Here is a 23,612-nt window from a genome sequence, read left to right as displayed (position 1 = left end):
TTACCCTCGAAACGGCACCTCTGCACCTGGAGGTCATTGGCAGCTTGGCAGCTGGCAAGAACTGACTTTAGTCCTGGTCGAAGTCTGGATATCTTGTGCTGCGTCGCTCAACACTCGCCTGCGGTAATTCCGAAAGCTTGTGCGATCCGCTAACATTTAACGGTTCTTCTCCATCCACGACACGGCATAATCCACCATGGCCCGCTGTTCAGCCAATATGCAGTCGGCCTTTCCTACGCGTCCATGGATATACGCATCGGGGCACTGCGCTTCGAACGAAGCGCCTAATGCCTCGAAGTCGTCCGAATGATAGTTGATATCCTGAAACGCCTCCCACACTGTCACTCCCTGCACCCTGCGGACTGGCGCGTGGGCGGTGACCGCCTCTTTGCCCTTCCAATTCGCGCGGTATTCGCTGAGGTGGAACGACGTATTGTTGCCATAACCACTACCCAGCATAAGCACGTACGCGCCCGCCTCATACAAGCGTGCCAGCGGAGAAGCTTCGCCTAAGCTATGGTCCAGCGGATGGGATTGCATTAGGTCCCTGGCCTCCCTGCCGCGTGCCGCAAACGACACATGCGGATGAGCGCTTCGGATAACCCCTTCTTGTTTACGGAACACTTCCGGAATGATCCCCATCCCCGAAGTGACCGTCAGATCCGGATCATAGGGCGGCATGCCCTCGCGAATCAGATTCCACCATTTTGGATCGGCCGGCGGATTTCCCCATGTCTTTGGATCGGTTAAGTTCGCGGATTGGGTCGGCATCACCAGCGTCCCTTCTTCCCCCAGCACGTCTTCGAGTGCCAGTATGACGGCCTCCGGACCGCCGACGATCCACCCGCCCACACTCTTGAGCGAAGAATGGACGAGCAAGGTCATGCCCTTACGGACGCCCAAAGCGGCCAAATCATCGCTAATATCCTTTATCGTAATCGGTCTTTCTATGATCAAGTGACTCACCTCAGATTCAATTCGAAGATTTCCTATCCTATGAAAAAACACATAAATTATAGCACACAACAAAAAGCGCCTGTACCGAAGCCCATGCCCCGGTCAGACGCCTTGGTATTGAAGTTAACCGATTAAACGCCAAGCCAGCGCTTAAACAGGTGTTTGGTCGTATCCTTGTTCATTTCCGCAATGGACGTTGTCAGCGGAATGCCCTTCGGACAAGAACGCACGCAGTTCTGCGAGTTGCCGCAGCCCTCGATGCCTCCGTCCTGCATCAGCGCTTCCAAACGCTCCTCCTTGTTCATCTCGCCTGTCGGGTGAGCATTGAACAAGCGAACCTGGGAGATCGCGGCCGGTCCGATAAAGTCCGTTTTTTCGTTGACGTTCGGACAAGCCTCCAGGCAAACGCCGCAGGTCATGCACTTGGACAGCTCGTAAGCCCACTGACGCTTCTTCTCCGCCATTTTGGGGCCGGGACCAAGGTCATAGGTGCCGTCGATCGGAATCCACGCTTTCACGCGCTTGAGGGCCGTGAACATGCGGCTGCGGTCGATCACCAAGTCTCTCACGACCGGGAACGTCTTCATCGGCTGAATCCGAATCGGCTGCTCCAGCTTATCGATCAAGGCCGCGCATGCTTGGCGCGGCTTCCCGTTGATGACCATGGAGCAAGCTCCGCACACTTCTTCCAGGCAGTTGGAGTCCCAGCATACGGGTGCGGTGGTTTGGCCCTGCGCATTTTTGGGATTGCGCTGAATTTCCATCAGCGCACTAATGACGTTCATGCCGGGACGGTACGGAATTTCGAATTCCTCGGTATAGGACTTCGTCTCCGGATTGTCCTGACGTGTAATGATAAATTTAACGCTCTTTGAGGCAGCTGCCGTTTGAGACATCGTAAATCCCCCTTCCTTCTTACTTGTCTTTCGAATAGTCGCGAATCCGCGGCGGGATTAAGGAAACATCCACTTCTTCATATGAAATCTGTGGTCCATCCGGCGTCCAGGTTGCTTTGGTTGTCTTGAGGAAGTCTTCATCGTTACGATCCGGGAATTCCGGCTTGTAGTGAGCGCCCCGGCTTTCGTTCCGGAGAAGCGCACCCAGCGTCATGGCCTCGGACAGCTCCAGCATGTTCCACAGCTGACGCGTGAACGCCACGCCCTGGTTGTTCCAGCGGGAGGTATCCGTCATATTGATATTGCGGTAACGCTGCTTCAATTCCTTGATTTTGCCGATGGTTGCTTCGAGCTTGTCATTGTAACGAACAACCGTCATGTTGTTGGTCATCCATTCACCGAGCTCTTTATGGATCACGTAAGCATTCTCGGTTCCTTCCATCTTGAGCAGGCCTTCGTACTTGGTGGTTTGCTCTTTCGCTGCGCGGTCAAATACCGTGGAGGAAACATCCTCTGCGGATTTCTTCAGGCCTTTGACGTATTCGATCGCTTTCGGTCCGGCCACCATGCCGCCGTAAATGGCGGATACCAGGGAGTTGGCTCCCAAACGGTTCGCGCCGTGATATTGATACTCGCATTCGCCGGCTGCGAACAGCCCTGGAATGTTGGTCATTTGGTTGTAATCGACCCACATGCCGCCCATGGAGTAATGGACTGCCGGGAAGATTTTCATCGGGATTTTGCGCGGATCGTCGCCCATGAATTTCTCATAGATTTCAATGATGCCGCCGAGCTTGACGTCCAGCTCTTTCGGATCCTTATGGGAGAGGTCCAGGTAAACCATGTTCTCGCCGTTGATGCCGAGTCCCATATCAACGCAGACGGAGAAGATTTCGCGCGTAGCGATATCGCGCGGCACCAGGTTTCCGTAAGCAGGGTATTTCTCTTCGAGGAAATACCAAGGCTTGCCGTCTTTATAGGTCCAAATCCGTCCGCCTTCGCCGCGTGCCGACTCGGACATCAAACGGAGCTTGTCGTCGCCCGGAATGGCCGTCGGGTGAATCTGGATGAACTCGCCGTTCGCATAATGAACGCCTTGCTGATACACCGCACTGGCCGCTGTTCCCGTATTGATAACCGAGTTGGTTGTTTTTCCGAAAATAATGCCGGGACCGCCGCTGGCGAGAATGACGGCTTCAGCCTTGAACGACTTGATCTCCATCGAGCGCAGATCCTGGGCGGCAATACCGCGGCATACGCCTTCGTCGTCGATGACCGCATTCAGGAACTCCCAGTTCTCGTATTTGGTCACAAGCCCCGCGGTTTCCCAGCGGCGAACCTGCTCGTCAAGCGCGTACAGCAGCTGCTGGCCGGTGGTCGCGCCGGCAAACGCGGTACGATGGCGCTTCGTTCCGCCGAAGCGGCGGAAATCGAGCAGGCCTTCCGGCGTGCGGTTAAACATAACGCCCATGCGGTCCATCAAGTGGATGATGCCCGGCGCCGCCTCGCACATCGCTTTGACCGGAGGCTGATTCGCAAGGAAGTCGCCGCCGTAAACGGTATCGTCAAAGTGCTCCCAAGGAGAGTCACCTTCACCTTTCGTATTTACGGCTCCATTGATGCCGCCTTGCGCGCACACGGAGTGAGAGCGTTTAACGGGTACAAGCGAGAATAGATGAACGTGAGCGCCTGCTTCCGCCGCTTTGATGGTTGCCATCAGCCCGGCGAGGCCGCCGCCCACTACGATAATATTAGATGCCATTTTTCGTTCACTCCCCTTTAACTTAAGACTGTCTTAACTACGTCGATCGCTGCCGTCGCCGCCTGGAATTCGGAACCGCGGAATGCTGTCATGGCAAGAACGAACAGCACGCTCATCAATACGAACAAGCCCATGCAGATGTAAGTGGATACCTTCTGCGCGCGCGGACCGACGGTGATGCCCCAGCTGACGAGGAACGCCCACAGGCCGTTAGCGAAGTGGAAGGTAGCGGAAACAACGCCGATGACGTACAGAATAAACAGAACCGGATTGTTCATGATGCCGTGCATCGTCGCGCCCAAATCGTCATGCGTGATTTTGCCGATCATGATTTGGAAGCGCGTATCGTACATATGCCAGATGACAAAAACGAACGTAATAACGCCGGTGATCCGTTGGATGGTGAAGCGGATGTTCCGTTCATAGTTGTAGTTGCCCACGTTGTTATTCGCCTGGTAAGCGATGTATAACCCGTAGACGCCGTGATATAGCAATGGCAGCCAGATCAGGAACAGCTCGAGGAAAAAAATTAGCGGCATGCTGTTCAAAAAATGCACCGCGCTCGCGAAGCCTTCCTTTCCACCCTCGAAAGCCTTAAAGTTGGAAATCATATGGCTGAGCAAAAATGCCCCAAGCGGTATGACACCGAGCAAAGAATGCAGCTTTCTGGAATAATACCCTTTCATCAGTTGACGTTCCCCTTTCCAATGTACAGCGTTTTCATTTTCAATCTTTCCTATTTTCAGAACAATTACACTTCCCCTGCCCTAAAAGAGGTTGTTCAAAAAGCCTTGCAACGACAAAAAGTTGCCTATTTCAGCAATCGTGTGAACAACTTGTGTCATGTTTCATGTTACTCCTTTTTTTCTTATAATGGAATTGCAATATAATTATTAATCGTTATAATCTATACGCATAAGCAACGTTTTGCACGCATGTCTATTTTAATAGGAGGATTTCCATGTTCGAAGAACTGGACGTGTTCGCCGTCGTCGTGGAGCAATCCAGCATCAATCAAGCCTCCAAGCTGCTCAACCTGTCACAGCCGGCCCTGTCCCGAAAAATAGCCAAACTGGAGGACCAGCTCGGACTGCAGCTGTTCAACCGCCGCGGCAAAAGGCTGGAACTTACCTCCATCGGGCAGATTGTGTATACCTTCGCCCTGGAGCAGCGCCAGCAGCAGATCAAATTCTTGCAGACCTTGGCCCATTACCGGGAAGGGGACCAAATCTCGATTAACCTGGGCGCCAGTCTGACCACGCTGCAGACCACCCTGCCCCCGCTGGTCAATGCCTTCATGGAGCGCCATCCGTCAGCCGAAATCAAGCTCATCACCGGCAAGACCCATGAAATCGTGTCTTATGTAAGGGATAAACGGGTCGATGTCGGCATTGTTGCTTCATCCATCAACCAGCCGGGCTTGAACTGCATTCCGCTGTTCGATGACCACCTGGAGCTTGTCATCCCGTCTTCACATCCGCTGGCGGAAATCGAGGATGTGGGCATCGAACAGCTTCAAGGCTTGCCGATGATCATATTTTCGACCGGAACCTGGTACCGCAAGCTGACGGACGATCTGTTTCACCGCTGGGGCATCATGCCCGATATCCGGATGGAGATCGACTCCTTCGAAGCGATCGTCAGGCTGATCCCGACCTGCAAGGCGGCCGCGCTGCTGCCCAAATCCTATCTGAGGCCGCAGCTGCTGTCCGATAACGGGCTCGTCGACATTCATATTCCGGCACTCATCGAAACCCGGCGAACGACTTCGCTGATCTACGGTCAAGCCTCGGAGCTGAGCAAGGCGGCCAGCCGCTGGATCGAAGAAACGGAGATCCTGTTCCGCAAGCTGGAGGAAGATAAATCGAAAAAAAACTGACGATATTTCGCAATCGTCAGTTTTTTCTACTATATTTATTTCTCGAGCATATTCACGACTTCGGACTCAAAGCGGTCCACGTTGTCATTGGAGCCGATGACGACCATAATGTCGCCGGAGTTCACGACGTCCATGGCCGTCGGAGCAACGATAATGCCGGACTGTTTATTCAGCGCCACCACGCTGACGCCGTACCGGACCCTCGTATTAAGCTCGCTCAGCGTTTTTCCGTCCATGCAGTCCGTGACCGTCATCTCCACAATCAGATAATCCTTGGATAATTCGATATAATCAAGCAGGTTTGGCGTCACGAGCTGGTGCGCTACCCGGATCCCCATATCCCGCTCGGGAAAGATGACCCGGTCCACGCCAAGCTTCTCCAGCGCCCGGCCGTGCAGCACCGATATCGCCTTGGCAACGACCATCGCGACACCCAGCTCTTTCAACAGGATGGCGGAGAGGATGCTCATCTGAATGTCGTTCCCGATCGCAACGATCCCGCAGTCGAAGTTGCGGATGCCAAGCGATTTAAGCACTTCCTCATCCGTCGCGTCCGCCACCACCGTATGCGTCAGCAGCTCGCTCATGTCCTCGACGACCTCTTCGTTCCGGTCGATGCCGAGCACCTCATATCCCTGTTCCATCAGCTCCAGCGCCAGACTGGCGCCAAATCGCCCCAAACCGATGATTGCAAATTGCTTTGGTTTCATGTCTCTCCTATACCCCTTATCCAATTATCATTTTGCCTTCCGGATGACGATATAATTCTTTACCCTTTTTCGGCCCCAGTGCATAAGCAAGCGTCAACGGCCCCAATCGACCCGCAAACATCGTAAGGCTGATCAGGATCTTGCCGAACACGGTCAAATCGGGCGTTAAGCCCATGGAGAGACCTACCGTACCGAAGGCGGATGTCGTTTCGAATAGAATCTCCAGGAAGTCCCCTTCCTCTGTCGTCGACAGAATCATCGAGACGGTTAGAACGAGCAGCAGGGCCAGCAAGGCAATGGTCAGTGCCTTCAGCACCCGCTCCTGGGCCAGGCGATAACGGAACATGACGATGTCTTCCCGCCCGCGCATCATCGCGATGACCGCCCCTACCATAATGGTAAAGGTCGTGGTTTTGATGCCACCGCCGGTTGACCCTGGAGATGCTCCGATAAACATCAGGATGACGATAAAAAATTGCGTTGCCTGTCTAAGCCCCGTAATATCTATAGTATTCGCGCCCGCCGTACGCGGCGTTACGGATTGGAATAACGCGCCGAAGAATTTTCCGCCCCAGTTCAGGGAACCCAGCGTTCTCGGATTGGTAAATTCAAATATGAGAATGACGATAAATCCGACCGCAAGCAAGGCAGCCGTCATCGTGAGCACCACCTTGGAGTGCAGGGAGAGCCTCCGCTGTTTTCGATAATCGATCAGATCGGACAGCACAATAAATCCAATGCCCCCGGAAACAATCAAGAACATCACGACGAAGTTGACTACCGGATCGTATACATACCCGGTCAAACTCCGAAAATCGCCAAACAAATCGAAGCCGGCGTTGTTAAACATCGTCACCGCATGAAAAACACCGTAATAGATCGCCCGGCCCAGCGGCATATCAAACGCCCAACGAATCGATAAAAGGACTGCGCCGCAGGCCTCGATGACAAGGGAGTACAGCAATACTCTGCGTATCAGCCTTACGATGCCTTCCATCGAGGACTGATTCATCGCTTCCTGTAAGATTAGACGGTCTTTGAGCGATATGCGTCTCTTCAGAACCAAGGCGAATAAAGTAGCCATCGTCATGAATCCGAGCCCGCCGATTTGAATCAGCAGCATGATCACGACTTCTCCGAAGGAACTGAATGTCGTTCCCGTATCCACCACGACCAGGCCCGTTACGCACGTTGCCGAGGTCGAAGTGAACAAGGCGTCAGTAAATCCAAGCGGTTCGCCCGTCGTCGTCGAGATTGGCAGCATTAACAGCCCGGTCCCGATGAAGATGATTGCCGCAAAACCAAGCACGAGAATTTGGGGCGGAGACAATGTAAGCCAGTTTAATTTAGCGTTCAATCGGACACCTTCTTTAAAAAAATCAACGAAAAAAGACACTGGAAAACGCAGTGCCTTTCGGTCTGGTTCCTGTGCAACAGCCTACGAGGTTAGCTGACGGATTCGGGCATTTCCACAGGTCGCCCTATTCATTATTCCGGGAATAATGAAATTCACCCCAATTACATGGTTCCCCCATTTTCATTACGAAATTCGGCTGGAATATTCGGTTCCTTCAAGCATGATGTGATTATAACTCAATCCGTTACGTAACCCAATGCCGTTTTTCGCCCGAAATATCTTTAAAAGAGCGCGAATTGGGCATATTCAAGAATACAAGCGTAGGGTTCTCTAACGTTTTCGAAACCTTTCATTCATTTTCATCGATTTATTTCAATATTCCGATAATTGGGATAAGCTGCTTATGGCTTTCATACTATGTTATATTGACTCTATGCGTTCTTAATCAGGCATATCGAATACCAGTGGGAGTATCAACTTTCTTAGAGGAGGAATTTCATGAATCGTGCAAGAGAGCCCTTGAAGCTGAAGCCCAATCTGAAGCAGCTCATCGCGCCTGCCGCAGTCGGCCTGATTCTGTTCCTATTATTTCAGGTATTTCCGTGGGCGAATCCGGACGATGCCGAGATGGCCTCACCGGATATCATTTCCAAGGAGCAGGCTCGGCAGGCAGCTTCAAGGTTTGCTCAGGAGCATCTGCAGTTTGCGGCTGCGGACACGGACGAAGCCTTGGTTACATATCAATCCAAATCGGAACTTTACGGATATCTGGCGAAGGAGAAGAGGCTTTCGGAATATAACAAAACCTATGAAGCCAAATATCCCTATGACGTATACCGCGTTCGCTTCAGCGAGCCTGGAGGCGATGCCCTCAATGTGGACGTGCACATGCAGAATTCCGGCATCGTCGGATTCTCGTATGATTATGCCCGTTCCAGCTTTGACCGGATCGAGCTGAACAAGGGCGAGATTCAGAGGCAGATGCTGCTCGTCGTTGAGGACGGCATGGCATTGGCCGAGAAGCAGGCGCTGGCGGAGCCATGGCTTCAGCGGGCGGGTTATGACCTGTCGAATCTGGAGCTGGTTACGAAGGAAGGGGAGCCCCGTCTCAAATATGTGGACCCTGAATCCAGGATCGGGGACTCCAGGCTGGAGCACCGCTTCACCTTCGAGCAGGGGAAATTGCGCTCTTATGAGCCCTCCTTCTCGGTGCCAGCCGCCCACTCTGCTTATGTCAACAAGCAGACGCAGGATGCCACCCTGCTGACGCTCGCCGGGTACGGCCTGTTCACCCTAATCCTGGGCATTCTTGCGATTGTGTACAGCGTGAAGACCAGGGCCTACACCTCGTTTAAGCGCGGCCTGTTCTTATCCGCGCTGCTGTTCGTCATTCAAATGCTGAATACGTATAATCTGATTCCCGTTTTCAAATCCGAAGGCATGTCGCAAACCGGCGTGCTCGGGATGATGATTTTCTATGCCGTCTATTCGCTCGTCTTCTCCGCCCTGCTCTATTTTTCCCTTGTCGGCGGCAGCGGGCTGTGGCATAAAGAAGACGGGCTCAATCCATGGCCGCGTGCCCAAGAACCCGGATACGGGCATTACGTGCTGGACAGCATGAAGCTGGGGTATATGTGGGCCTTCATCCTGCTTGGCGTCCAATCCGTCATCTTTATCGGTCTTGGTCTGACCCTGAATACATGGTCCACCACGGATGCGACGCAATCGCCTTACAACATGCTGTATCCTTGGCTGTTTCCGTTGATGGCCTGGCTGGCCGGCATATCCGAGGAGGCCGTGTACCGGCTGTTCGGCATCAAGATGGTGAAAAAGATCGTCCGCAACACCTTTGTCGCAAGCTTGATCACCTCGCTTATCTGGGCACTGGGACATACGCTCTATCCGATATACCCCGTGATCTCCCGGCCGATTGAGCTGGTCATCATCGGTTTGCTGTTCAGCTACATCTTCTTGAAATACGGGTATTTGGCGGCGATGTTCTCCCATGTCATCTTCAACAGCATCCTGATGGGCATCAGCCTGATCATGCTCAAGGATGCAGCCAACCTGCTGACCGGCGCTTTTTACATGGTGCTTCCGGCGATTGTCGCCTATGCGATTTACCGTTTCAACCCGACAAAAAAAGAGAAGCCGTATGTCACGACTCCTCCTCACGAAGTGCATTAAGAATATCCGTTGCTAATTTTTCACCGATGGAAAGGGGCTTGAAGTCTTCGACTGAAGCCTCTTTTATTTTTTTGACCGAGCCAAAATGCTTCAGCAGCATTTTGCGGCGCTTCTCCCCGATGCCCGGGATCGAATCCAGCTTGGACATCACCATCGATTTCCCGCGCTGCTCGCGGTGGAAGGAAATCGCGAAACGGTGAACCTCATCCTGAATGCGCTGGAGCAAATAGAACTCCTGGCTGTCCCGAGGCAGCGACACCGGCTCCGGCGGGTCTCCGACCATCAGCTGCGCCGTTTTATGCTTGGCATCCTTCACAAGCCCGCAGACCGGGACGAACAGCCCCAGTTCATTCTCCAGCACGTCGATGGCTGCTGAGATCTGTCCCTTCCCCCCATCGACGACAATGAGGTCCGGAAGCGGCAGATTCTCCTTCAATACACGCTCGTACCGCCGCCGGATCACTTCACGCATCGTATCGTAATCGTCCGGCCCCTGCACGGTACGGATCTTATATTTGCGATATTCCTTCTTATCCGGTTTCCCGTTGGTGAATACGACCATGGCCGATACCGGATTTGCGCCCTGGATGTTCGAGTTATCAAACGCCTCGATCCGGTTCAGCGACTGGAGGCCGATCACCTCGCCCAGATTGGCCGCTGCAACCGAGGTCCGTTCTTCATCGCGCTCAATCAAGCGGAATTTCTCGTCCAGCGACACCTTCGCGTTATCCGACGCCATGCCGACCATCTGTTTCTTCAAGCCCCGCTGCGGCACGTGAACCTTCACGCCCAGCCATTCCTGCAAGGCGGCAGCGCCCCCGGCAGCATCCACGAGGCCAGCGGCCTCCGCCTGCTCCGCTTGGGCTTGGACAAGGACTTCCTGCTGTTCTTCGGATGTATCCGCGGTCAGCTTCTTCTCTGTTTCCGCGGCTTCGTCTGCGTTCCGGGCACCCTGATCCCCGGCGCTATCAGTGGCCGTCTCGGAGCCGGTCTCCTCTGCCAACAGCGGCCCAGGCAGCAGAATTTCCTGCGGCAATGCAGGATTATCGCTGTAATACTGGGCTATGAACGACATGAAATCACTGTGCGCATCCCCGTAGAACGGAAAAACGGACTTGTTGCGCTGCACCATTTTGCCTTGGCGCATGTACAGAATCTGCACGCACATCCAGCCTTTGTCCACGGCATAACCGAACACGTCGCGATCCCGGGTATCCGTTGTCGTGATCTTCTGCTTCTCCATCAAGGTATCGATATGGATGATTTGGTCCCGCAGCTCCTTGGCACGCTCGAAATACAAATCCTCCGCGGCCTCCTGCATCTTTCGCTGCAGTTCCTTCTTGATCTCTTCGTGCCCGCCGCTCAGGAAGGAAGTAATCTCTCCCGTAATCTGTTCATAGGCGGATTTCGGCACTTCTTTCACGCATGGAGCCAAGCATTGTCCCATATGGTAATACAAGCAGACCTCTTTCGGCATCACGCCGCATTTGCGCAGTGGATACATCCGGTCCAGCAGCTTTTTGGTCTGCTGCGCCGCATACGCGTTCGGATAAGGACCGAAGTATTTGGCTTTATCTTTAAGCACCCTCCTGGTCACTTCCAGGCGAGGATGCTCTTCATTCGTTATTTTAAGGTAGGGATAGGTTTTATCGTCCTTCAGCAGCACATTAAATCTCGGCTGATGGGCTTTGATCAGATTGCACTCCAGAATTAACGCTTCCATGTTGCTGCCCGTCACGATGTATTCGAAATCGCGGATTTCCGAAACGAGCATCTGGGTCTTCCCGTTATGGCTCCCGGTAAAATACGAGCGCACCCGGTTCTTCAGCACTTTGGCCTTGCCCACGTATATAATCGTGCCTTCATGGTTCTTCATCAGGTAGCAGCCCGGCTGATCCGGCAGCAATGCCAGCTTGTGGCGAATATTCTCCTGCGCCTTCTCCTGCTCCTGAAGCCGTTTGGCAGAATCGTCCATGCTATTCCTCCTCTCCAAGGAGATTGTATGATATTAACAATATTAATATAAACCATGATAATGAACCACACAAAGCGCCTCCGGGTTACACCGAAGGCGCTGTATGAAAGCGGATTGCAGTCTATGGCAAATCCTGCTTATTGATGTTTTGCAATAATGCCCTTCAAGGCTTCTTTGGAGTTCAGACCTACGACTTTATCGACAGGCTGGCCGTCTTTAAAGAAGATCATGGTCGGAATGCTCATGACGCCGAAGCGTGCAGCGGATTCCGGATTCTCATCCACGTTCACCTTTGCAATTTTTACATCATCGCCGAGTTCTGAAGACAATTCGTCCAGAATCGGAGCAAGCATTTTACAAGGGCCGCACCATGGCGCCCAGAAATCAACTACAACCGTGCCTTGTCCTTCTACTTCATTGACGAAGGTTTGGTCGGTAACATTGACGATAGCCATTGTATTCTCCTCCTCACAGGATAAGATCGGGTAAAGTGCGAATCATAATTGTCGAATGGGTCGACGAATTTAGTATACCACAATCGGCCGGAAAAAGTGAAATATACTCACCTAAAGAAAGAGGTTTTCACGGGATTTTTATGCAATCTTTACAAATGATTTGCGCATTGGGTATACTACTAGTAACAAGTCGGGTGACGGTCAAGTTTTTCGTGTTCGCACGGCATGTTCACCTTTTGAGGAGGCAAGCACCATGGATGTAAACGTACGCGTTAACGATCCACGGGAGCACATCAATGAAGAACCACGCAATGACTTTGGCGATTTGATGATGGGCTTCGTGGGGATGTTCGGTTTCATGACCATCATCTTTTTCGGATTCGTCATTATCAAGTTCTTGGTCGGTTAATATTTGATGATTCCTTGTGCACAGATAAAAAGTCTGATCCTGCCGCGCTCCATGCGCAAGCGGGATCAGACTTTTTACGCTTCAAGAGACGTTTGTCCACTCTGTTCATGTGCTCGTTGCAAACGTCTAGAACTTCCCTCTCTGGTTCTCTCCGAACAAATGAACGACATCCACGAAAGGCGCGATCCTGTTCATCAACCGCTGCCCTTTGTGAAGCTCCTCGCCGTCCTTGCTCGTGAAGCTGAGATGCTGCTCCAGCCCGTCGAGCGGATAGTTCGACGTATAGAAGGTCGGCAGCCGGTTCATCCGGAAATTCAGGATGGAACCGAGGACATGATCTCGTACCCACGGATTCAAATTCTCCGCTCCAATGTCGTCAAAGATCAGCAGGTCGCAATGCTTCATCGTCTCGACCATGTCCTTCAGCTTCTGGCCGTCCTGCATCATGGTTTTCAGATCTTCCACGAAATCGGGCATATAGACGATCACGCCGGAGTGGCCCGCTTTCGCAAGCTCATGCATTAAGTAACCCATCAGGTACGTTTTCCCGGTACCGAACGAACCGGTCAGATACAAGCCGCGCGGGGACAGGCCGTTCTCCTTCGTATCCCGGATATATTTGAAGACCTGGTGCACCGCAGGTGCCCGCAAGCGGTCCTTCGCCATAATCTCCATATTGTCGTACCCTTCGCTCAAGGCATGCTCGTCAACATAAAAGCTGCGAATCCGCTTTTTGATCTGATCCTCATTGGTTTTTGCAATCTGCAGGGAGCACGGCGCCTTCCGTTCATAGATCTCCACCGTGCCGTTCATCCGCTGGATATCCAGCTTGCTGAAATGTCCCTGGAAATCATTCGGACACCGGTCCAGACCCGGGCATGCCTGGCAGTGGGCCTGGTCTCCCGCATATTGATACAGCTTGCTTAAATTCAATCGTATGACCCGGTCATCGATCTCGGGATATTCGCTTCGCAGTGCTTGAATCAGAGGATTCCTGAGCAAATCCTCCGTAATCTGCTCGGTTCTGCGCAGGAGCGCAGTACTTTTCATGCTTTCCAGCAGTTCACCAAGGGACTCCATCACCTGTTCCCTCCTCTCTTAAGCGGGATATTCCTTATCCGCCCTTCTTGTTGCCAGCCTGCATTTCTGCCGCAAACCGCATCATTTCTTCGAACTCCTCATCCGATACGGCCTCCGCCTGATCGGTCTCCAAAGCCACTGGAATTTCCGGCTTCGCCTTTCCGCCTTTAGCGTATGTACGCGTGCGCTGCGAGGCTGCCTTCTGCTTGCCTTTCATCTTGGCTTGATCCCGTATATACTGAACGGCTTTCTCATAGCTGTTTACTTGCTTCAGCAGCATGTTGGAAGCGATGGCCTCCACAAAGTTGCGGTTGATCCGCTGCTCGCCGCCTGCGGCAATGAGCGACATCAAATAATGAATGAGCACGTTGATGACTTCGCCCGGCAGCTTGTAGCTCAGGTCGATCTTTTCGAAGATGTCCAGAAACTGCGCGGGAACCGAGCCCGGGAAGAACGTCTGCAGGAGCCGTGTATAAGGCTCGTTGCGAAGCATCATATTATATTGGTGAATATCGCATTTGGATTGGAACTGGGCCGGAACCTCGACGTAATATTCCATCTGTACGGCATGCTCCTGCGCAGGCTCGTCCGGATCGGCCGTCATCTCCTGATGCAGGGCAACCACCTTGCCCGCCGTAATCTGCCGCTTCTCCTGCATCTTCATTCCCTGCCTAAAGTGAAGGCTGGCTTTGTGCTGCAAATCGTCCAGGACAACCTCGCCGTGCTCGGTAAAGATGCCGTCCTCGTCAAGCAGGCGGCACAAATCCTGCGTGCTGAGATCGTACTTGCGTACGACGTAATTCACGATGCCCATCTGCTCATGGTCGTAGCGAAGACGCTCCACAAAGACGCGATTGCGGGATTCGCGCGGGAATCGCAGAATAATGTCCGCGTAGTTCAGGCCTTCTCCCTGCGGATTCGGCGGCAGCACCGGCTTCCTTGATACCGCGACCTCTTCCAGCGCCTGCTCCAGTTCATAATCAATGACATGCGTGTTCAACTCGAAAATATCGTAAAAGGGAACCGAGATGTTCTCCTTGTTCAGGGAAATGCCGGACCATTCCAGGGGTTCCTTGCTCCAAAGCTCTTCCCTCAGCGACAGGACGGCGAATTTCCCCACCTTGTCGCGAAGCAGCAGCGTCAGATGCTGGGTATTGAAGAACTCCGCCGGACTGAGCGGCGCCTGCAGCTCATATTCATAGACATGGTCGTCCGTTTCCGGGACGAACATCCGGCTGGTCTGCAGCAATCCTACCGCTTCCAGCTTGGAGGTTTGCTCAATGAGATAGCGGCGTCCTTTTTCGCTGGGCTCAAGCCCTAATGTCAAGAATAATCTTCGCTGCTGTTCAATGGCCGAATAACCCACCTTCTCCAGCGGCACATGCGATACGAGAAGACGGTACAGGCTGACCGCAAACGCGCCGACCATCGGTTGATATATCGAACCAAGCATTTTGTCGTCCAGGCCGCTTAAGCAGAAGTCACGGTATACGCAGTAACGGTGATTCTCTGTAAAATGTAAAAAATTAGTCATGCGCATCGTTTATGCTCCCCCTGTCGCCCAAAAATAGACTTCCTCTATTCTATCATAAATCCGATGCTCAGAAGTCGGTTCTTTCGCATCAAAAATTATGGAATTCTCGCGTCTGCCTTTTGGCAGAGCTTCCATAAATATAAATGACGGCCCCCACGTATCGCAGAGCCGCCATTAACATTCCATTCAATTTGCGCCAAGCGCGATTAAAACATTCTAAACCCTTTAACACGCAATGTCTTAATGGTCCATCCGCTCATGTAAGCCCCGATCAGACCCGCAACTCCCGTTAAGTAATCCACCAACTGGAACGATCCGACGTGAGTCCAGAACGACATTTGGCCCCGATCCCACAAGCTGTATACAACGACCGGCAGAATGACAATCACGAACAGAAAGCACGGAAACCAGGTCGTCTTCATCAACATATTTAGGATAAAACCGATACCGAACATCATGACAAAAAACAAAATCATCAGCACGAGCACAGGAATAAATTGAAGCATGATCGCTGTTTTCACCTCTTCTTTATCACCTACGCATAGCAGCTATCCTACTTTATTGCAGCAAGAAACAGCACACCAAGCTTTAGCTAATAGCTAGTTTACTAAAAATCATGTCACAGATCAACGAACAATCGTGAATACATTGTGTCGGGGTTTGCCCTTCCGACTGCGCTTACAGTACAATATAGGAAGTTAATGCAAGCGGCCATCCGCTTCAATTATAACGAACATAATGTTTAGGAGTGATCACATGAACGAAGCTGCAATGACGCTCGAGGGCTGGTATGCGCTGCATGATTTCCGCACCATCAATTGGCCGGCCTGGAAAGCTGCAGACGAAGAAGTACGCGCTTTTGCGCTGGACGAGCTGAATGCGTTCCTTGCGGAATGGGATGCCGTCGAGACCGCCAAGCAAGGCAGCACCGCCGTATATACCATCGTCGGCCAGAAAGCCGATTTTGTTTTCATGCATTTGCGCGAGACGCTGGAAGAGCTGAACGCGATCGAGAACGCTTTTAACAAAACGACGTTCGCCCAGTTCACCACCAAGGCTTATTCCTATGTCAGCATCGTCGAGCTGAGCAATTACTTGGCCGGCTCCTCCGATGAGGATCCGATGCAGAACCCGCATGTCATTGCCCGTCTGAAGCCGGTCCTGCCAAAATCGAAGCATATCTGCTTCTACCCGATGAACAAAAAGCGGGATTTGGCGGACAACTGGTACATGCTGAGCATGGATGACCGCAAATCCATGATGAAGAGCCACGGGATGATCGGCCGCGGTTATGCCGGCAAGGTCAAGCAGATCATCACCGGTTCCGTCGGCTTCGACGATTGGGAATGGGGCGTTACCTTGTTCAGCGACGATGCGCTTCAATTCAAAAAGCTCGTGTACGAAATGAGATTTGACGAAGTGAGCGCGCGCTTCGGCGAATTCGGTCCTTTCTATGTCGGCAACCTGCTCGACCAAGCTTCTTTCACCGACTTGATGAAGGTATAATTCCTTCTGCACATAAATGGCATATCAAAAAAAGGGATGCTCTTCCGAATGAGAGCATCCCTTCTTCTGTTATTCGCCGTCTTCCTCATCTTGCTCTTGCTTGCGCAAGGTTTCAAGATATTCAGCGGTGGCCCGGTCCCGGGCCCGCCCTTTATCCTTGAGGCGCTCAATGGCAGGAAGAATGAGAATGTCGACTTCCTGCTGAACGGTATAAGCCAGATCGTACCGCTCTTGCGACTCCAGGTAGGAGCCGACCTCCATCAGGGCGTTGTAGCGATCCAGTTCATCTCTTGTGAGCAGCCCCCGCACTTGAACGCTGCAATGTCTCATTTATAGGAACCTGCCTTTTTTCAGGACGAGCGGAATGCCTCCGATAATGAAGAGGTAGCGCAGATCAACCAATTTTTTCAGCTGGGCCGCTTTCCATCCCTGATATTTCTTATCCCCGACAACCGCAATGCCTTCGCCCCGGCCGAGGGAAGCGACCGTGCCTTTATTATGGAACTCGAATTTGCGCATGGACTTGTCCCGGATCGCCGCAACGATATTCTGGGCACAGCATACGCCCTGCTGCATCGCCATTTGGGCGGTCGGCGGGTAAGGTCTGCCTTCTTCGTTAAAAATGAGGGAGTTATCGCCGATAATATAAATGTTCTCGTATCCCGGAGCGCGTAAATATTCATCAACCTTCACGCGGCCCCTCATCGTTTCGAAGCCGGCCGACTCAACCAGGCGGTTCCCGCGGATGCCGCCGGTCCATACGACCGTTGCCGCCCGGATCTCTTCGCCGTTGTTCAGCACGACCCCGCCCGGCAGGCATTCCTTGATCGCAATGCCCATCTTGAAGGTAACGCCCTTCTTCTCGAGAACGTTCATGGCGTACTCCACCAGCTCGGGAGCAAACCCCGGCAGCGCCGACGGCGCGGCTTCCACGTTATAAATGTTCACCAATGTCGGATCGACGTCATACTCCTTGCACAGTCTCGGAATGCGGTCCGCCAGCTCGGCTACAAACTCGATGCCGCTGAACCCGGCTCCGCCAACCACGAAGTTGATGCGCTCTTGCGGTCTGCGTTCATTCTTATATAAAGCAAATTGATATTCAATATGCTCTCGAATCAATCGTACCGAGTTGATGCTTCGGATCGTCATCGCATGCTCTGCGAGTCCCGGGATCCCGAAGGTCTCCGGCTCGCCGCCGAGTCCAATGACAAGATAGTCATAGGATAACGTTCCATCTTCAAGGATAACCTTCTTATCGTGAAGGCGGATTTCCTGAACCGAGGATTTGACCAAATCGATTTTGAACTCGTCTATCAACTTGGATATGGATACCCGGGTATTCTCAATGCTGTCGGTTCCTGCTGCCGGCATATGCAAATGCGTTGTAATATAATGATAATCATGGCGATTCACCAATGTAACATCGGCCTCATTATAATTCAGCTCTTTTTGCAGCCGCTGCGCTGTCAATATGCCCCCGTAACCCGCGCCAAGGATTACGATCTTCGGTATGCTGCTCATTCTACTGCTCCTTCCAGCTTACTCTTTATATATACAGTATGGTACACATGTTAACATTCTGTGAAATTGCATCCAAAAAAAGAGAAGAGCCCTTATCAGAGCCCGTTTCATCATTTGACCTGATGGTTCATTACGGTTCAAAAACAGCTGTAATCCTGCGGTTTCCTTATGATTGCTGCCGTAACCAATCGATATGAGAACCCTGCAATGAACACAAGTTATCACGTTAATCATATGCATAAACCATGCAAATATCAAGAATTTTTTTGCCATTAAATATGCAAATCATTCCGCCATTTCCCCCCTTACTTGCTAAGTAAGCGCAACCATTCCAATGTTAGGTATTTTAACTCAATTCTCGTCTTTTCATGCCGGTTCGGGACGATTATAATAGGTAAGGAATTCATGAATCAGCTTTATCCGGACAAGAACGTCTGTCTGATTCGAATATAAACTCACTTTATGGAGGTGCTTACCGCATGACAACGATGCCACAAGACAACAATATGACGGATCTTTTGATTATCGGTGGCGGACCTGCAGGCATGTTTGCCGCTTTTTACGGCGGAATGCGCCAAGCCTCGGTTAAACTTATCGAGAGCATGCCCCAGCTCGGAGGCCAATTGGCTGCGCTGTATCCCGAAAAATATATCTATGACGTAGCAGGCTTCCCGAAGGTTACCGCTCAGGAGCTTGTGAACAATCTGTCCGCGCAAATGGAGCTCTTTAAAACGGACATCCGTCTTGAAGAGAAAGTCCAAGCTGTGGAAAAGCTTGAAGAACGTCATTTTGTCGTGAGAACGAATCTGGGCGAACACCATGCCAAAGCCGTCATCATTACGGCCGGCGTCGGGGCGTTCCAACCCCGCCGACTGGAGATTGAAGGTGCCGAGAAGTACGAGAAGGCGAACCTTCATTATTTCGTCAACGATCTCAGCCGCTTTAAAGGCAAGAAGGTGCTCATCAGCGGCGGCGGCGATTCCGCGGTAGACTGGGCGCTCATGATCGAACCGATCGCCGAGCAGGTTACGCTGGTTCACCGCCGCGACAAGTTCCGTGCCCACGAGCATAGCGTGGAGCAGCTGATGGCCTCGAAAGTGAACATCGTAACACCAACCGAAATCACGGAACTGCATGGTGAAGATGCCATTACGAAGGTGACGCTGTCGCATATTAAGACCAAAGAGACGCAAGAGATTGAAGTTGACGATGTCATTGTCAATTTCGGTTTCGTTTCCTCCCTTGGTCCGATCTCCGAGTGGGGCATCGCCATCGAAAGCAACTCCATCGTCGTGGACTCCCGCATGGAAACCAGCATCCCGGGTATTTTTGCGGCGGGCGATATCACGACCTATCCTGGCAAGGTCAAGCTCATTGCCGTCGGATTCGGCGAAGCGCCAACCGCCGTCAACAATGCCAAAGTATACTTTGATCCTGAAGCCAGATTGGCTCCGGGACACAGCAGCAACATGAAATTGTAGAGGTACTCGGAATTTCCTAACACTTCGACATACAGAAAAAAAGGTATCTAACGTTCCAGAGGGCGATGCGCCGCTCAGAACGGAAGATACCTTTTCTAATTCTTCTTCAAACCATATGTAGAACTTGGTTGAAAGCTCCCACATTATATGCGTATCATGTCGTAAGTTATCTATTCTATATACGAAAATCTGATTAATGCAGGATGCTGCCGGAATCGGTGTCCAAGTTCCGTTTATGAATTTCGGCCAGCAGTAGAGTGATGAACTCTCGTTCCAACTTCAATTCAACAGCCATATGATAGGAATCGAGAAGCATCTCATCCGTCAACATAGCCATCCCCTCACACCCCTTCCTCATATTTCCTGAATCTATCATATCAGACATGCGAAAACGGAACAACTGTTCGCTTATCCACAACCTCTTGTGGAAATCCTGTGTATAATTTGTTGGTAAGTGTAAGAAACAAGGTCATATCAAAGTGGATTATGGGGATAAATGTTATACACAGGATATGGGGTAAATCTACCATAAAAAAAATTGATCAATTATTATATCGGTAGATTACGGTTATTTTTTTATTACCCTATTAAAAAATCATATAAACGACTTCTGTTGGGAATATTAAACAAAAAATTCAGCTCGGTCTTGTATTTACTTCCAAAATCCATATCTTTCCTTCGACGTCGAGTCCGTAATCGAATCCCAGTTCCCCGATCCCGGGAAAGCGCGATTCCAGGATCGTGATGCACTGTCTGGTTAAGTGGCGCATTTCATTACGCTTCTCCCTGGCATTGATATGGGGCAGCGACAGCCTCAGAGCATGGCGGCAACGAAGCAGCGTCCCCCCTTTGCAAATGTTCGTCACAAACAGCCCCGGGTTCGCGAGCCGTCCTAGCATGGCCCGGAATTCCCATCTTCCTCTTTCCTTGACTACCTTGACGCGGTAATCCAGCGGACGTCCCTGAATTTTAGCCAGATGAATCCCCTGTTGTATCATGTAGCGCCGTTTCAGTTTCATTCTGTTCAATACGTGCAACAGGGAATTCAATGTATCTACATGAACAGTACGCCTCTTATGGGTTACCAAGTATCCCGTTCCGTCTTTCTGTATTCGGATGACTCCGTTACCACCGGTGCCTACAATCGGCTTGATCACGACCATTTCGTGTTCATCCAGCATTGAGACCAGGGTATCCCCTCCATACGACTGGGTCGCCGGAATGTAGGGAGCAACCTGCGGATCGGTCAGCAGCGCTTCCGTCTTCAGCCACTTGCTGGCCAATTGTCTTCCCGCCATGCTGCTTTCGCCTCCTTTTATTCATGACATACGTTATCCTATTCTCTTATCCGCACTTTGTCTTGGATGATTGTCCGGGATCGTTATGCCTAATAATTTGACGTATTCATGGCCGCGAAGCGAGCTTCCCTTTGCAAATGAGGTGATCTATCGTATAGTAAGAGCAGAGCTTTGTCCGTAATAAATCCATCCATGGATAACCATAAAGGAGGCTTTGTCACCTTGGCAGCATTGTTTGAAGTTTTGTACTGGATTGCCATTGTCGGCATGTCGGTTGCCCTTGCAGCCATCACCGTTCTGATCTTTGTCATGGGCTTCAAGTTCATCAAAGACAAGCGCCGCGGACTCGGGGCCGGCTGCATCGTGTTCTCGCTCGTGGCTGCCGGCATGATCGTGCTGATGCTGAACGATACCTTCTTCTTCCCGGTCTGATCGGATAGGAAGAACAACAAAATGCAGTTGCCCCCGTTTGGGAGTCCGCTGCATTTTTTCATTTTCTTATGGGCGGCAGCAAAAAAAAGGACCCCCGCGACAACAGGGTCGCAGAGGTCTTTTTATTGGTTAGATTCAGAGCACAGTCCCCGAAAACCCGCTGCTTAGCAAGGCTCTTCGTTCGGTTTGCCCGCATCCGTTGCCGTGCGGAAGGAAGATCCGCAGCCGCAAGTTACGGTCGCGTTCGGGTTGTGGATGGTGAACCCGCCCGTCATGCCGGATTCCTCGAAGTCGATTTCGAGACCGTTCAGGTATTTCAGATCGTCCTTCTCGACAACGACTTTCATATCCTGCAGGTCCATATATACGTCCGCTTCCGTTTCTTGATCGTCGAAGCCCATTGCATATGAAAAACCACTGCATCCGCCGGCAGTGACACCCAGTCGAAGGAACATATTGGGCGTTTCCTGTTCAGCAAGCATTTCTTTCAAACGTTCTGCAGCTGTTTCGCTGATTGATATCATAGGTCACCCTCCTTTTCGTTCATTCTTTAAGTATACTCCTCTTCGCGAATTCGCTCAAGGTTGAGATGATGGCCATTTTACCATATGGTCAATAACCTATTTCAATTCCTCTATATGTATTGCTACCCCGAGGGGTCAGGTTTATAATAGGGAAGGAACATGGGCGGCAACTGTTGGATAATTGTCACATCCCCCGGCTAAAATGCGGCAAAGGTTATGGCTGGTCCACAGTTGTATATTTTTTCACAAAGTTATTTATTTATTCAGCCCATTCATTGATTTCGTTGTTACACGACTATAAACGGACCGTTCCCCGCGGGGAGTGATCCACTTTATGATCACTTGATCTGCCGAATATTCGGCAAGTCAAAGTGTGAACAGGAGGATTGAACATGTCCACGATTGTGACACCATTTACCGATCAGAGAATGGCCGAGATCGTTGCGAAAGTCCAACGCGGCGAACGCCTGAATCTTGAAGACGGTGTGTATTTGTATCAAACCGATGACCTGCTGACCCTCGGGCAGCTGGCAAATGAAGCCAATTTGCGCAAGAACGGGAAAAAAGTTTACTTCATTGAGAACATGAGTCTCTATTTTACCAATGTATGCGAATCCCGCTGCGCTTTTTGCAATTTCCGGAAAGACCAAGGCGAGGAAGGCTCCTATACCCTCTCCGGCGCGGAAATGATCGAGTATGTGGAACAGCATATTCACCCCGGCATCCGTGAATTTCATATCGTTGGCGGACATAATAACCATGTCCCGTTCCAGTACTATGTAGATTCGCTGAAGGCATTGAAGGAACGTTTCCCTGAAGTTACCCTAAAGGCTTATACCGCGGCGGAGATCGAATTCTTCACCCGCATCAGCGGACTCAGCACGAAGGAAGTGCTGCAGGAGCTGCAGAAGGCTGGTCTTCAATCCTTGACGGGCGGCGGAGCCGAAATCTTGTCTGACCAGTACCGTCAGAAGATGAAGGTGGATAAAGCCAACGTGGATCAATACCTCGACGTTCATCGTACCGCGCATAAGCTCGGCATGAAGACGCACACGACCATGCTGTACGGCTCAATCGAGAGCCATGAGGACCGGATCCGCCATATGCTGCAAATTCGGGATCTTCAAGATGAAACGAACGGATTCATGGTATTCATTCCGCTGTCCATGCAGCCGAAGAATAAGAATGCGGGCATCATGCGCCGCAATTCGGCTTACGAAGATTTGAAAACCATTGCCATCAGCCGATTGATGCTGGATAATATCGACCACATCAAGGCTTACTTCATTAATATCGGGCCGCAATTAACGCAGGTCGCTCTCAGCTTCGGCGCATCGGACGTCCATGGCACGATCCTGAAGGAACGCATCAGCCATGCCGCAGGAGCGCTGACGCCAGAAGGGCTGACCCGCAAAGAGCTTGTGTGGCTCATCCAAGGCGCCGGCCGCATTCCGGTCGAACGCGATACCTTCTATAACGAGATCAAGGTTTACGAATAAGCCATACCAGCAAAAACGCAAGCAAAGCAGACGTTCCAAAAAACGGAAAACAGGTTAAAGAGATAATATAGCGTGGGTAACCTAAGCCGCTTTCAGCGGCGTTTTTCTTGCGAATCGGCGCTCACCTTCTTATCTCTTGAGAAAGGA

General features: G+C 51.5%; 23 protein-coding genes and 1 riboswitch. Of the genes, 7 read left to right on the top strand and 16 right to left on the bottom strand.

What is annotated here, in order from left to right; translation table 11 throughout:
• Window positions 1-156: 156 nt before the first annotated feature.
• From RB298_RS24025 to RB298_RS24010, 4 genes are all read right to left on the bottom strand, one after another.
• A complete protein-coding gene (locus RB298_RS24025; RefSeq protein ID WP_452517927.1) occupies window positions 157-957 on the bottom strand; it encodes an AAC(3) family N-acetyltransferase in 801 nt (266 codons plus the stop codon).
• Window positions 958-1,088: 131 nt separating this feature from the next.
• Window positions 1,089-1,853 carry a succinate dehydrogenase iron-sulfur subunit gene (gene sdhB, locus RB298_RS24020; protein WP_076324823.1) on the bottom strand — a complete coding sequence of 255 codons (765 nt, stop codon included), beginning with the start codon at window positions 1,851-1,853 and terminating at the stop codon, window positions 1,089-1,091.
• 19 nt (window positions 1,854-1,872) lie between these two features.
• Window positions 1,873-3,615 carry a succinate dehydrogenase flavoprotein subunit gene (sdhA, locus tag RB298_RS24015; protein WP_015737404.1) on the bottom strand — a complete coding sequence of 581 codons (1,743 nt, stop codon included), beginning with the start codon at window positions 3,613-3,615 and terminating at the stop codon, window positions 1,873-1,875.
• A 17-nt stretch (window positions 3,616-3,632) separates the two neighbouring features.
• A complete protein-coding gene (locus tag RB298_RS24010; RefSeq protein ID WP_015737405.1) occupies window positions 3,633-4,301 on the bottom strand; it encodes a succinate dehydrogenase cytochrome b558 subunit in 669 nt (222 codons plus the stop codon).
• Between the two features lie 275 nt (window positions 4,302-4,576).
• Between RB298_RS24010 and RB298_RS24005 the strand changes: the two genes are divergently transcribed.
• A complete protein-coding gene (locus RB298_RS24005; protein WP_015737406.1) occupies window positions 4,577-5,494 on the top strand; it encodes a LysR family transcriptional regulator in 918 nt (305 codons plus the stop codon).
• A 35-nt stretch (window positions 5,495-5,529) separates the two neighbouring features.
• Here the strand turns inward: RB298_RS24005 and RB298_RS24000 are convergent, their stop codons facing one another.
• Together RB298_RS24000 and RB298_RS23995 are read right to left on the bottom strand one after the other, a co-directional pair.
• Complete coding sequence (locus tag RB298_RS24000; protein WP_009592874.1) at window positions 5,530-6,204, bottom strand: potassium channel family protein; 675 nt, start codon at window positions 6,202-6,204, stop codon at window positions 5,530-5,532.
• A gap of 16 nt (window positions 6,205-6,220) precedes the next feature.
• Window positions 6,221-7,561 carry a TrkH family potassium uptake protein gene (locus RB298_RS23995; RefSeq protein ID WP_096776633.1) on the bottom strand — a complete coding sequence of 447 codons (1,341 nt, stop codon included), beginning with the start codon at window positions 7,559-7,561 and terminating at the stop codon, window positions 6,221-6,223.
• A 63-nt stretch (window positions 7,562-7,624) separates the two neighbouring features.
• A riboswitch (cyclic di-AMP (ydaO/yuaA leader) is annotated at window positions 7,625-7,769 on the bottom strand.
• Window positions 7,770-8,059: 290 nt separating this feature from the next.
• On the opposite strand from RB298_RS23995, the gene RB298_RS23990 reads away from it, so the two are divergent.
• Entirely contained in the window at window positions 8,060-9,748 is a 1,689-nt protein-coding gene (locus RB298_RS23990) for a CPBP family intramembrane glutamic endopeptidase (protein WP_486048902.1), read from the top strand.
• Here the strand turns inward: RB298_RS23990 and uvrC are convergent.
• Together uvrC and trxA are read right to left on the bottom strand one after the other, a co-directional pair.
• Entirely contained in the window at window positions 9,720-11,723 is a 2,004-nt protein-coding gene (gene uvrC / locus RB298_RS23985; RefSeq protein ID WP_486048900.1) for an excinuclease ABC subunit UvrC, read from the bottom strand. The genes RB298_RS23990 and uvrC overlap by 29 nt on opposite strands.
• Window positions 11,724-11,860: 137 nt before the next feature.
• A complete protein-coding gene (gene trxA, locus RB298_RS23980; protein ID WP_009592891.1) occupies window positions 11,861-12,178 on the bottom strand; it encodes a thioredoxin in 318 nt (105 codons plus the stop codon).
• A gap of 253 nt (window positions 12,179-12,431) precedes the next feature.
• Between trxA and RB298_RS23975 the strand changes: the two genes are divergently transcribed.
• On the top strand, window positions 12,432-12,587 hold the full coding sequence (locus RB298_RS23975; RefSeq protein WP_006212594.1) for a hypothetical protein: 156 nt from the start codon (window positions 12,432-12,434) through the stop codon (window positions 12,585-12,587).
• Between the two features lie 126 nt (window positions 12,588-12,713).
• Here the strand turns inward: RB298_RS23975 and dnaI are convergent, their stop codons facing one another.
• The 3 genes from dnaI to RB298_RS23960 form a co-directional block, all read right to left on the bottom strand.
• Window positions 12,714-13,667 (bottom strand): primosomal protein DnaI, encoded by a 954-nt coding sequence (gene dnaI / locus RB298_RS23970; protein WP_009592849.1) that lies wholly within the window; start codon window positions 13,665-13,667, stop codon window positions 12,714-12,716.
• Window positions 13,668-13,701: 34 nt separating this feature from the next.
• Complete coding sequence (locus tag RB298_RS23965; RefSeq protein WP_192570598.1) at window positions 13,702-15,207, bottom strand: replication initiation and membrane attachment family protein; 1,506 nt, start codon at window positions 15,205-15,207, stop codon at window positions 13,702-13,704.
• Between the two features lie 200 nt (window positions 15,208-15,407).
• Complete coding sequence (locus RB298_RS23960) at window positions 15,408-15,707, bottom strand: YuiB family protein (RefSeq protein WP_486049134.1); 300 nt, start codon at window positions 15,705-15,707, stop codon at window positions 15,408-15,410.
• 250 nt (window positions 15,708-15,957) lie between these two features.
• Between RB298_RS23960 and hemQ the strand changes: the two genes are divergently transcribed.
• Window positions 15,958-16,707 carry a hydrogen peroxide-dependent heme synthase gene (gene hemQ, locus RB298_RS23955; RefSeq protein ID WP_015737412.1) on the top strand — a complete coding sequence of 250 codons (750 nt, stop codon included), beginning with the start codon at window positions 15,958-15,960 and terminating at the stop codon, window positions 16,705-16,707.
• A gap of 69 nt (window positions 16,708-16,776) precedes the next feature.
• On the opposite strand, the gene RB298_RS23950 is transcribed toward hemQ, so the two are convergent.
• Window positions 16,777-17,037: a hypothetical protein gene (locus RB298_RS23950; protein WP_009592851.1), complete on the bottom strand. Its 261-nt coding sequence runs from the start codon at window positions 17,035-17,037 to the stop codon at window positions 16,777-16,779.
• Window positions 17,038-18,231 carry an NAD(P)/FAD-dependent oxidoreductase gene (locus RB298_RS23945; RefSeq protein WP_009592911.1) on the bottom strand — a complete coding sequence of 398 codons (1,194 nt, stop codon included), beginning with the start codon at window positions 18,229-18,231 and terminating at the stop codon, window positions 17,038-17,040.
• Window positions 18,232-18,710: 479 nt separating this feature from the next.
• Here RB298_RS23945 and RB298_RS23940 point away from each other — a divergent pair, with 479 nt between their 5' ends.
• The gene (locus RB298_RS23940) at window positions 18,711-19,712 is read left to right on the top strand and encodes an NAD(P)/FAD-dependent oxidoreductase (RefSeq protein WP_009592883.1); all 1,002 of its coding nucleotides are present in this window, start codon (window positions 18,711-18,713) and stop codon (window positions 19,710-19,712) included.
• A 193-nt stretch (window positions 19,713-19,905) separates the two neighbouring features.
• Here RB298_RS23940 and sda read toward each other — a convergent pair whose 3' ends face one another.
• Together sda and RB298_RS23930 are read right to left on the bottom strand one after the other, a co-directional pair.
• A complete protein-coding gene (gene sda, locus RB298_RS23935; protein WP_006212600.1) occupies window positions 19,906-20,049 on the bottom strand; it encodes a sporulation histidine kinase inhibitor Sda in 144 nt (47 codons plus the stop codon).
• Between the two features lie 298 nt (window positions 20,050-20,347).
• The gene (locus RB298_RS23930; protein ID WP_009592895.1) at window positions 20,348-21,010 is read right to left on the bottom strand and encodes a YheC/YheD family protein; all 663 of its coding nucleotides are present in this window, start codon (window positions 21,008-21,010) and stop codon (window positions 20,348-20,350) included.
• Between the two features lie 222 nt (window positions 21,011-21,232).
• On the opposite strand from RB298_RS23930, the gene RB298_RS23925 reads away from it, so the two are divergent.
• A complete protein-coding gene (locus tag RB298_RS23925; RefSeq protein WP_009592898.1) occupies window positions 21,233-21,442 on the top strand; it encodes a hypothetical protein in 210 nt (69 codons plus the stop codon).
• Window positions 21,443-21,606: 164 nt separating this feature from the next.
• Here the strand turns inward: RB298_RS23925 and RB298_RS23920 are convergent, their stop codons facing one another.
• The gene (locus RB298_RS23920) at window positions 21,607-21,966 is read right to left on the bottom strand and encodes a HesB/IscA family protein (RefSeq protein ID WP_009592872.1); all 360 of its coding nucleotides are present in this window, start codon (window positions 21,964-21,966) and stop codon (window positions 21,607-21,609) included.
• 392 nt (window positions 21,967-22,358) lie between these two features.
• Between RB298_RS23920 and mqnE the strand changes: the two genes are divergently transcribed.
• Window positions 22,359-23,465, top strand: coding sequence for an aminofutalosine synthase MqnE (gene mqnE, locus RB298_RS23915; RefSeq protein WP_009592862.1), 1,107 nt, complete (start codon window positions 22,359-22,361; stop codon window positions 23,463-23,465).
• Window positions 23,466-23,612: the final 147 nt, after the last annotated feature.

The sequence above is a fragment of the Priestia sp. BR_2 genome (assembly GCF_041954005.1).
Taxonomy (GTDB): domain Bacteria; phylum Bacillota; class Bacilli; order Paenibacillales; family Paenibacillaceae; genus Paenibacillus_AQ; species Paenibacillus_AQ lautus_A.
Note: the sequence above shows the minus strand (reverse complement) of the source record. Positions and strands in the feature narration are given on the sequence as shown.

Excerpts from the sequence above, each read along its gene's own strand:
- sdhB (WP_076324823.1), bottom strand. The coding sequence starts at position 1,853 with ATGTCTCAAACGGCAGCTGCCTCAAAGAGCGTTAAATTTATCATTACA.
- sdhA (WP_015737404.1), bottom strand. The coding sequence starts at position 3,615 with ATGGCATCTAATATTATCGTAGTGGGCGGCGGCCTCGCCGGGCTGATG.
- RB298_RS24010 (WP_015737405.1), bottom strand. The coding sequence starts at position 4,301 with ATGAAAGGGTATTATTCCAGAAAGCTGCATTCTTTGCTCGGTGTCATA.
- RB298_RS24005 (WP_015737406.1), top strand. The coding sequence starts at position 4,577 with ATGTTCGAAGAACTGGACGTGTTCGCCGTCGTCGTGGAGCAATCCAGC.
- RB298_RS24000 (WP_009592874.1), bottom strand. The coding sequence starts at position 6,204 with ATGAAACCAAAGCAATTTGCAATCATCGGTTTGGGGCGATTTGGCGCC.
- RB298_RS23990 (WP_486048902.1), top strand. The coding sequence starts at position 8,060 with ATGAATCGTGCAAGAGAGCCCTTGAAGCTGAAGCCCAATCTGAAGCAG.
- uvrC (WP_486048900.1), bottom strand. The coding sequence starts at position 11,723 with ATGGACGATTCTGCCAAACGGCTTCAGGAGCAGGAGAAGGCGCAGGAG.
- trxA (WP_009592891.1), bottom strand. The coding sequence starts at position 12,178 with ATGGCTATCGTCAATGTTACCGACCAAACCTTCGTCAATGAAGTAGAA.
- RB298_RS23975 (WP_006212594.1), top strand. The coding sequence starts at position 12,432 with ATGGATGTAAACGTACGCGTTAACGATCCACGGGAGCACATCAATGAA.
- dnaI (WP_009592849.1), bottom strand. The coding sequence starts at position 13,667 with ATGGAGTCCCTTGGTGAACTGCTGGAAAGCATGAAAAGTACTGCGCTC.
- RB298_RS23965 (WP_192570598.1), bottom strand. The coding sequence starts at position 15,207 with ATGCGCATGACTAATTTTTTACATTTTACAGAGAATCACCGTTACTGC.
- RB298_RS23960 (WP_486049134.1), bottom strand. The coding sequence starts at position 15,707 with ATGCTTCAATTTATTCCTGTGCTCGTGCTGATGATTTTGTTTTTTGTC.
- hemQ (WP_015737412.1), top strand. The coding sequence starts at position 15,958 with ATGAACGAAGCTGCAATGACGCTCGAGGGCTGGTATGCGCTGCATGAT.
- RB298_RS23950 (WP_009592851.1), bottom strand. The coding sequence starts at position 17,037 with ATGAGACATTGCAGCGTTCAAGTGCGGGGGCTGCTCACAAGAGATGAA.
- RB298_RS23945 (WP_009592911.1), bottom strand. The coding sequence starts at position 18,231 with ATGAGCAGCATACCGAAGATCGTAATCCTTGGCGCGGGTTACGGGGGC.
- RB298_RS23940 (WP_009592883.1), top strand. The coding sequence starts at position 18,711 with ATGACAACGATGCCACAAGACAACAATATGACGGATCTTTTGATTATC.
- sda (WP_006212600.1), bottom strand. The coding sequence starts at position 20,049 with ATGGCTATGTTGACGGATGAGATGCTTCTCGATTCCTATCATATGGCT.
- RB298_RS23930 (WP_009592895.1), bottom strand. The coding sequence starts at position 21,010 with ATGGCGGGAAGACAATTGGCCAGCAAGTGGCTGAAGACGGAAGCGCTG.
- RB298_RS23920 (WP_009592872.1), bottom strand. The coding sequence starts at position 21,966 with ATGATATCAATCAGCGAAACAGCTGCAGAACGTTTGAAAGAAATGCTT.
- mqnE (WP_009592862.1), top strand. The coding sequence starts at position 22,359 with ATGTCCACGATTGTGACACCATTTACCGATCAGAGAATGGCCGAGATC.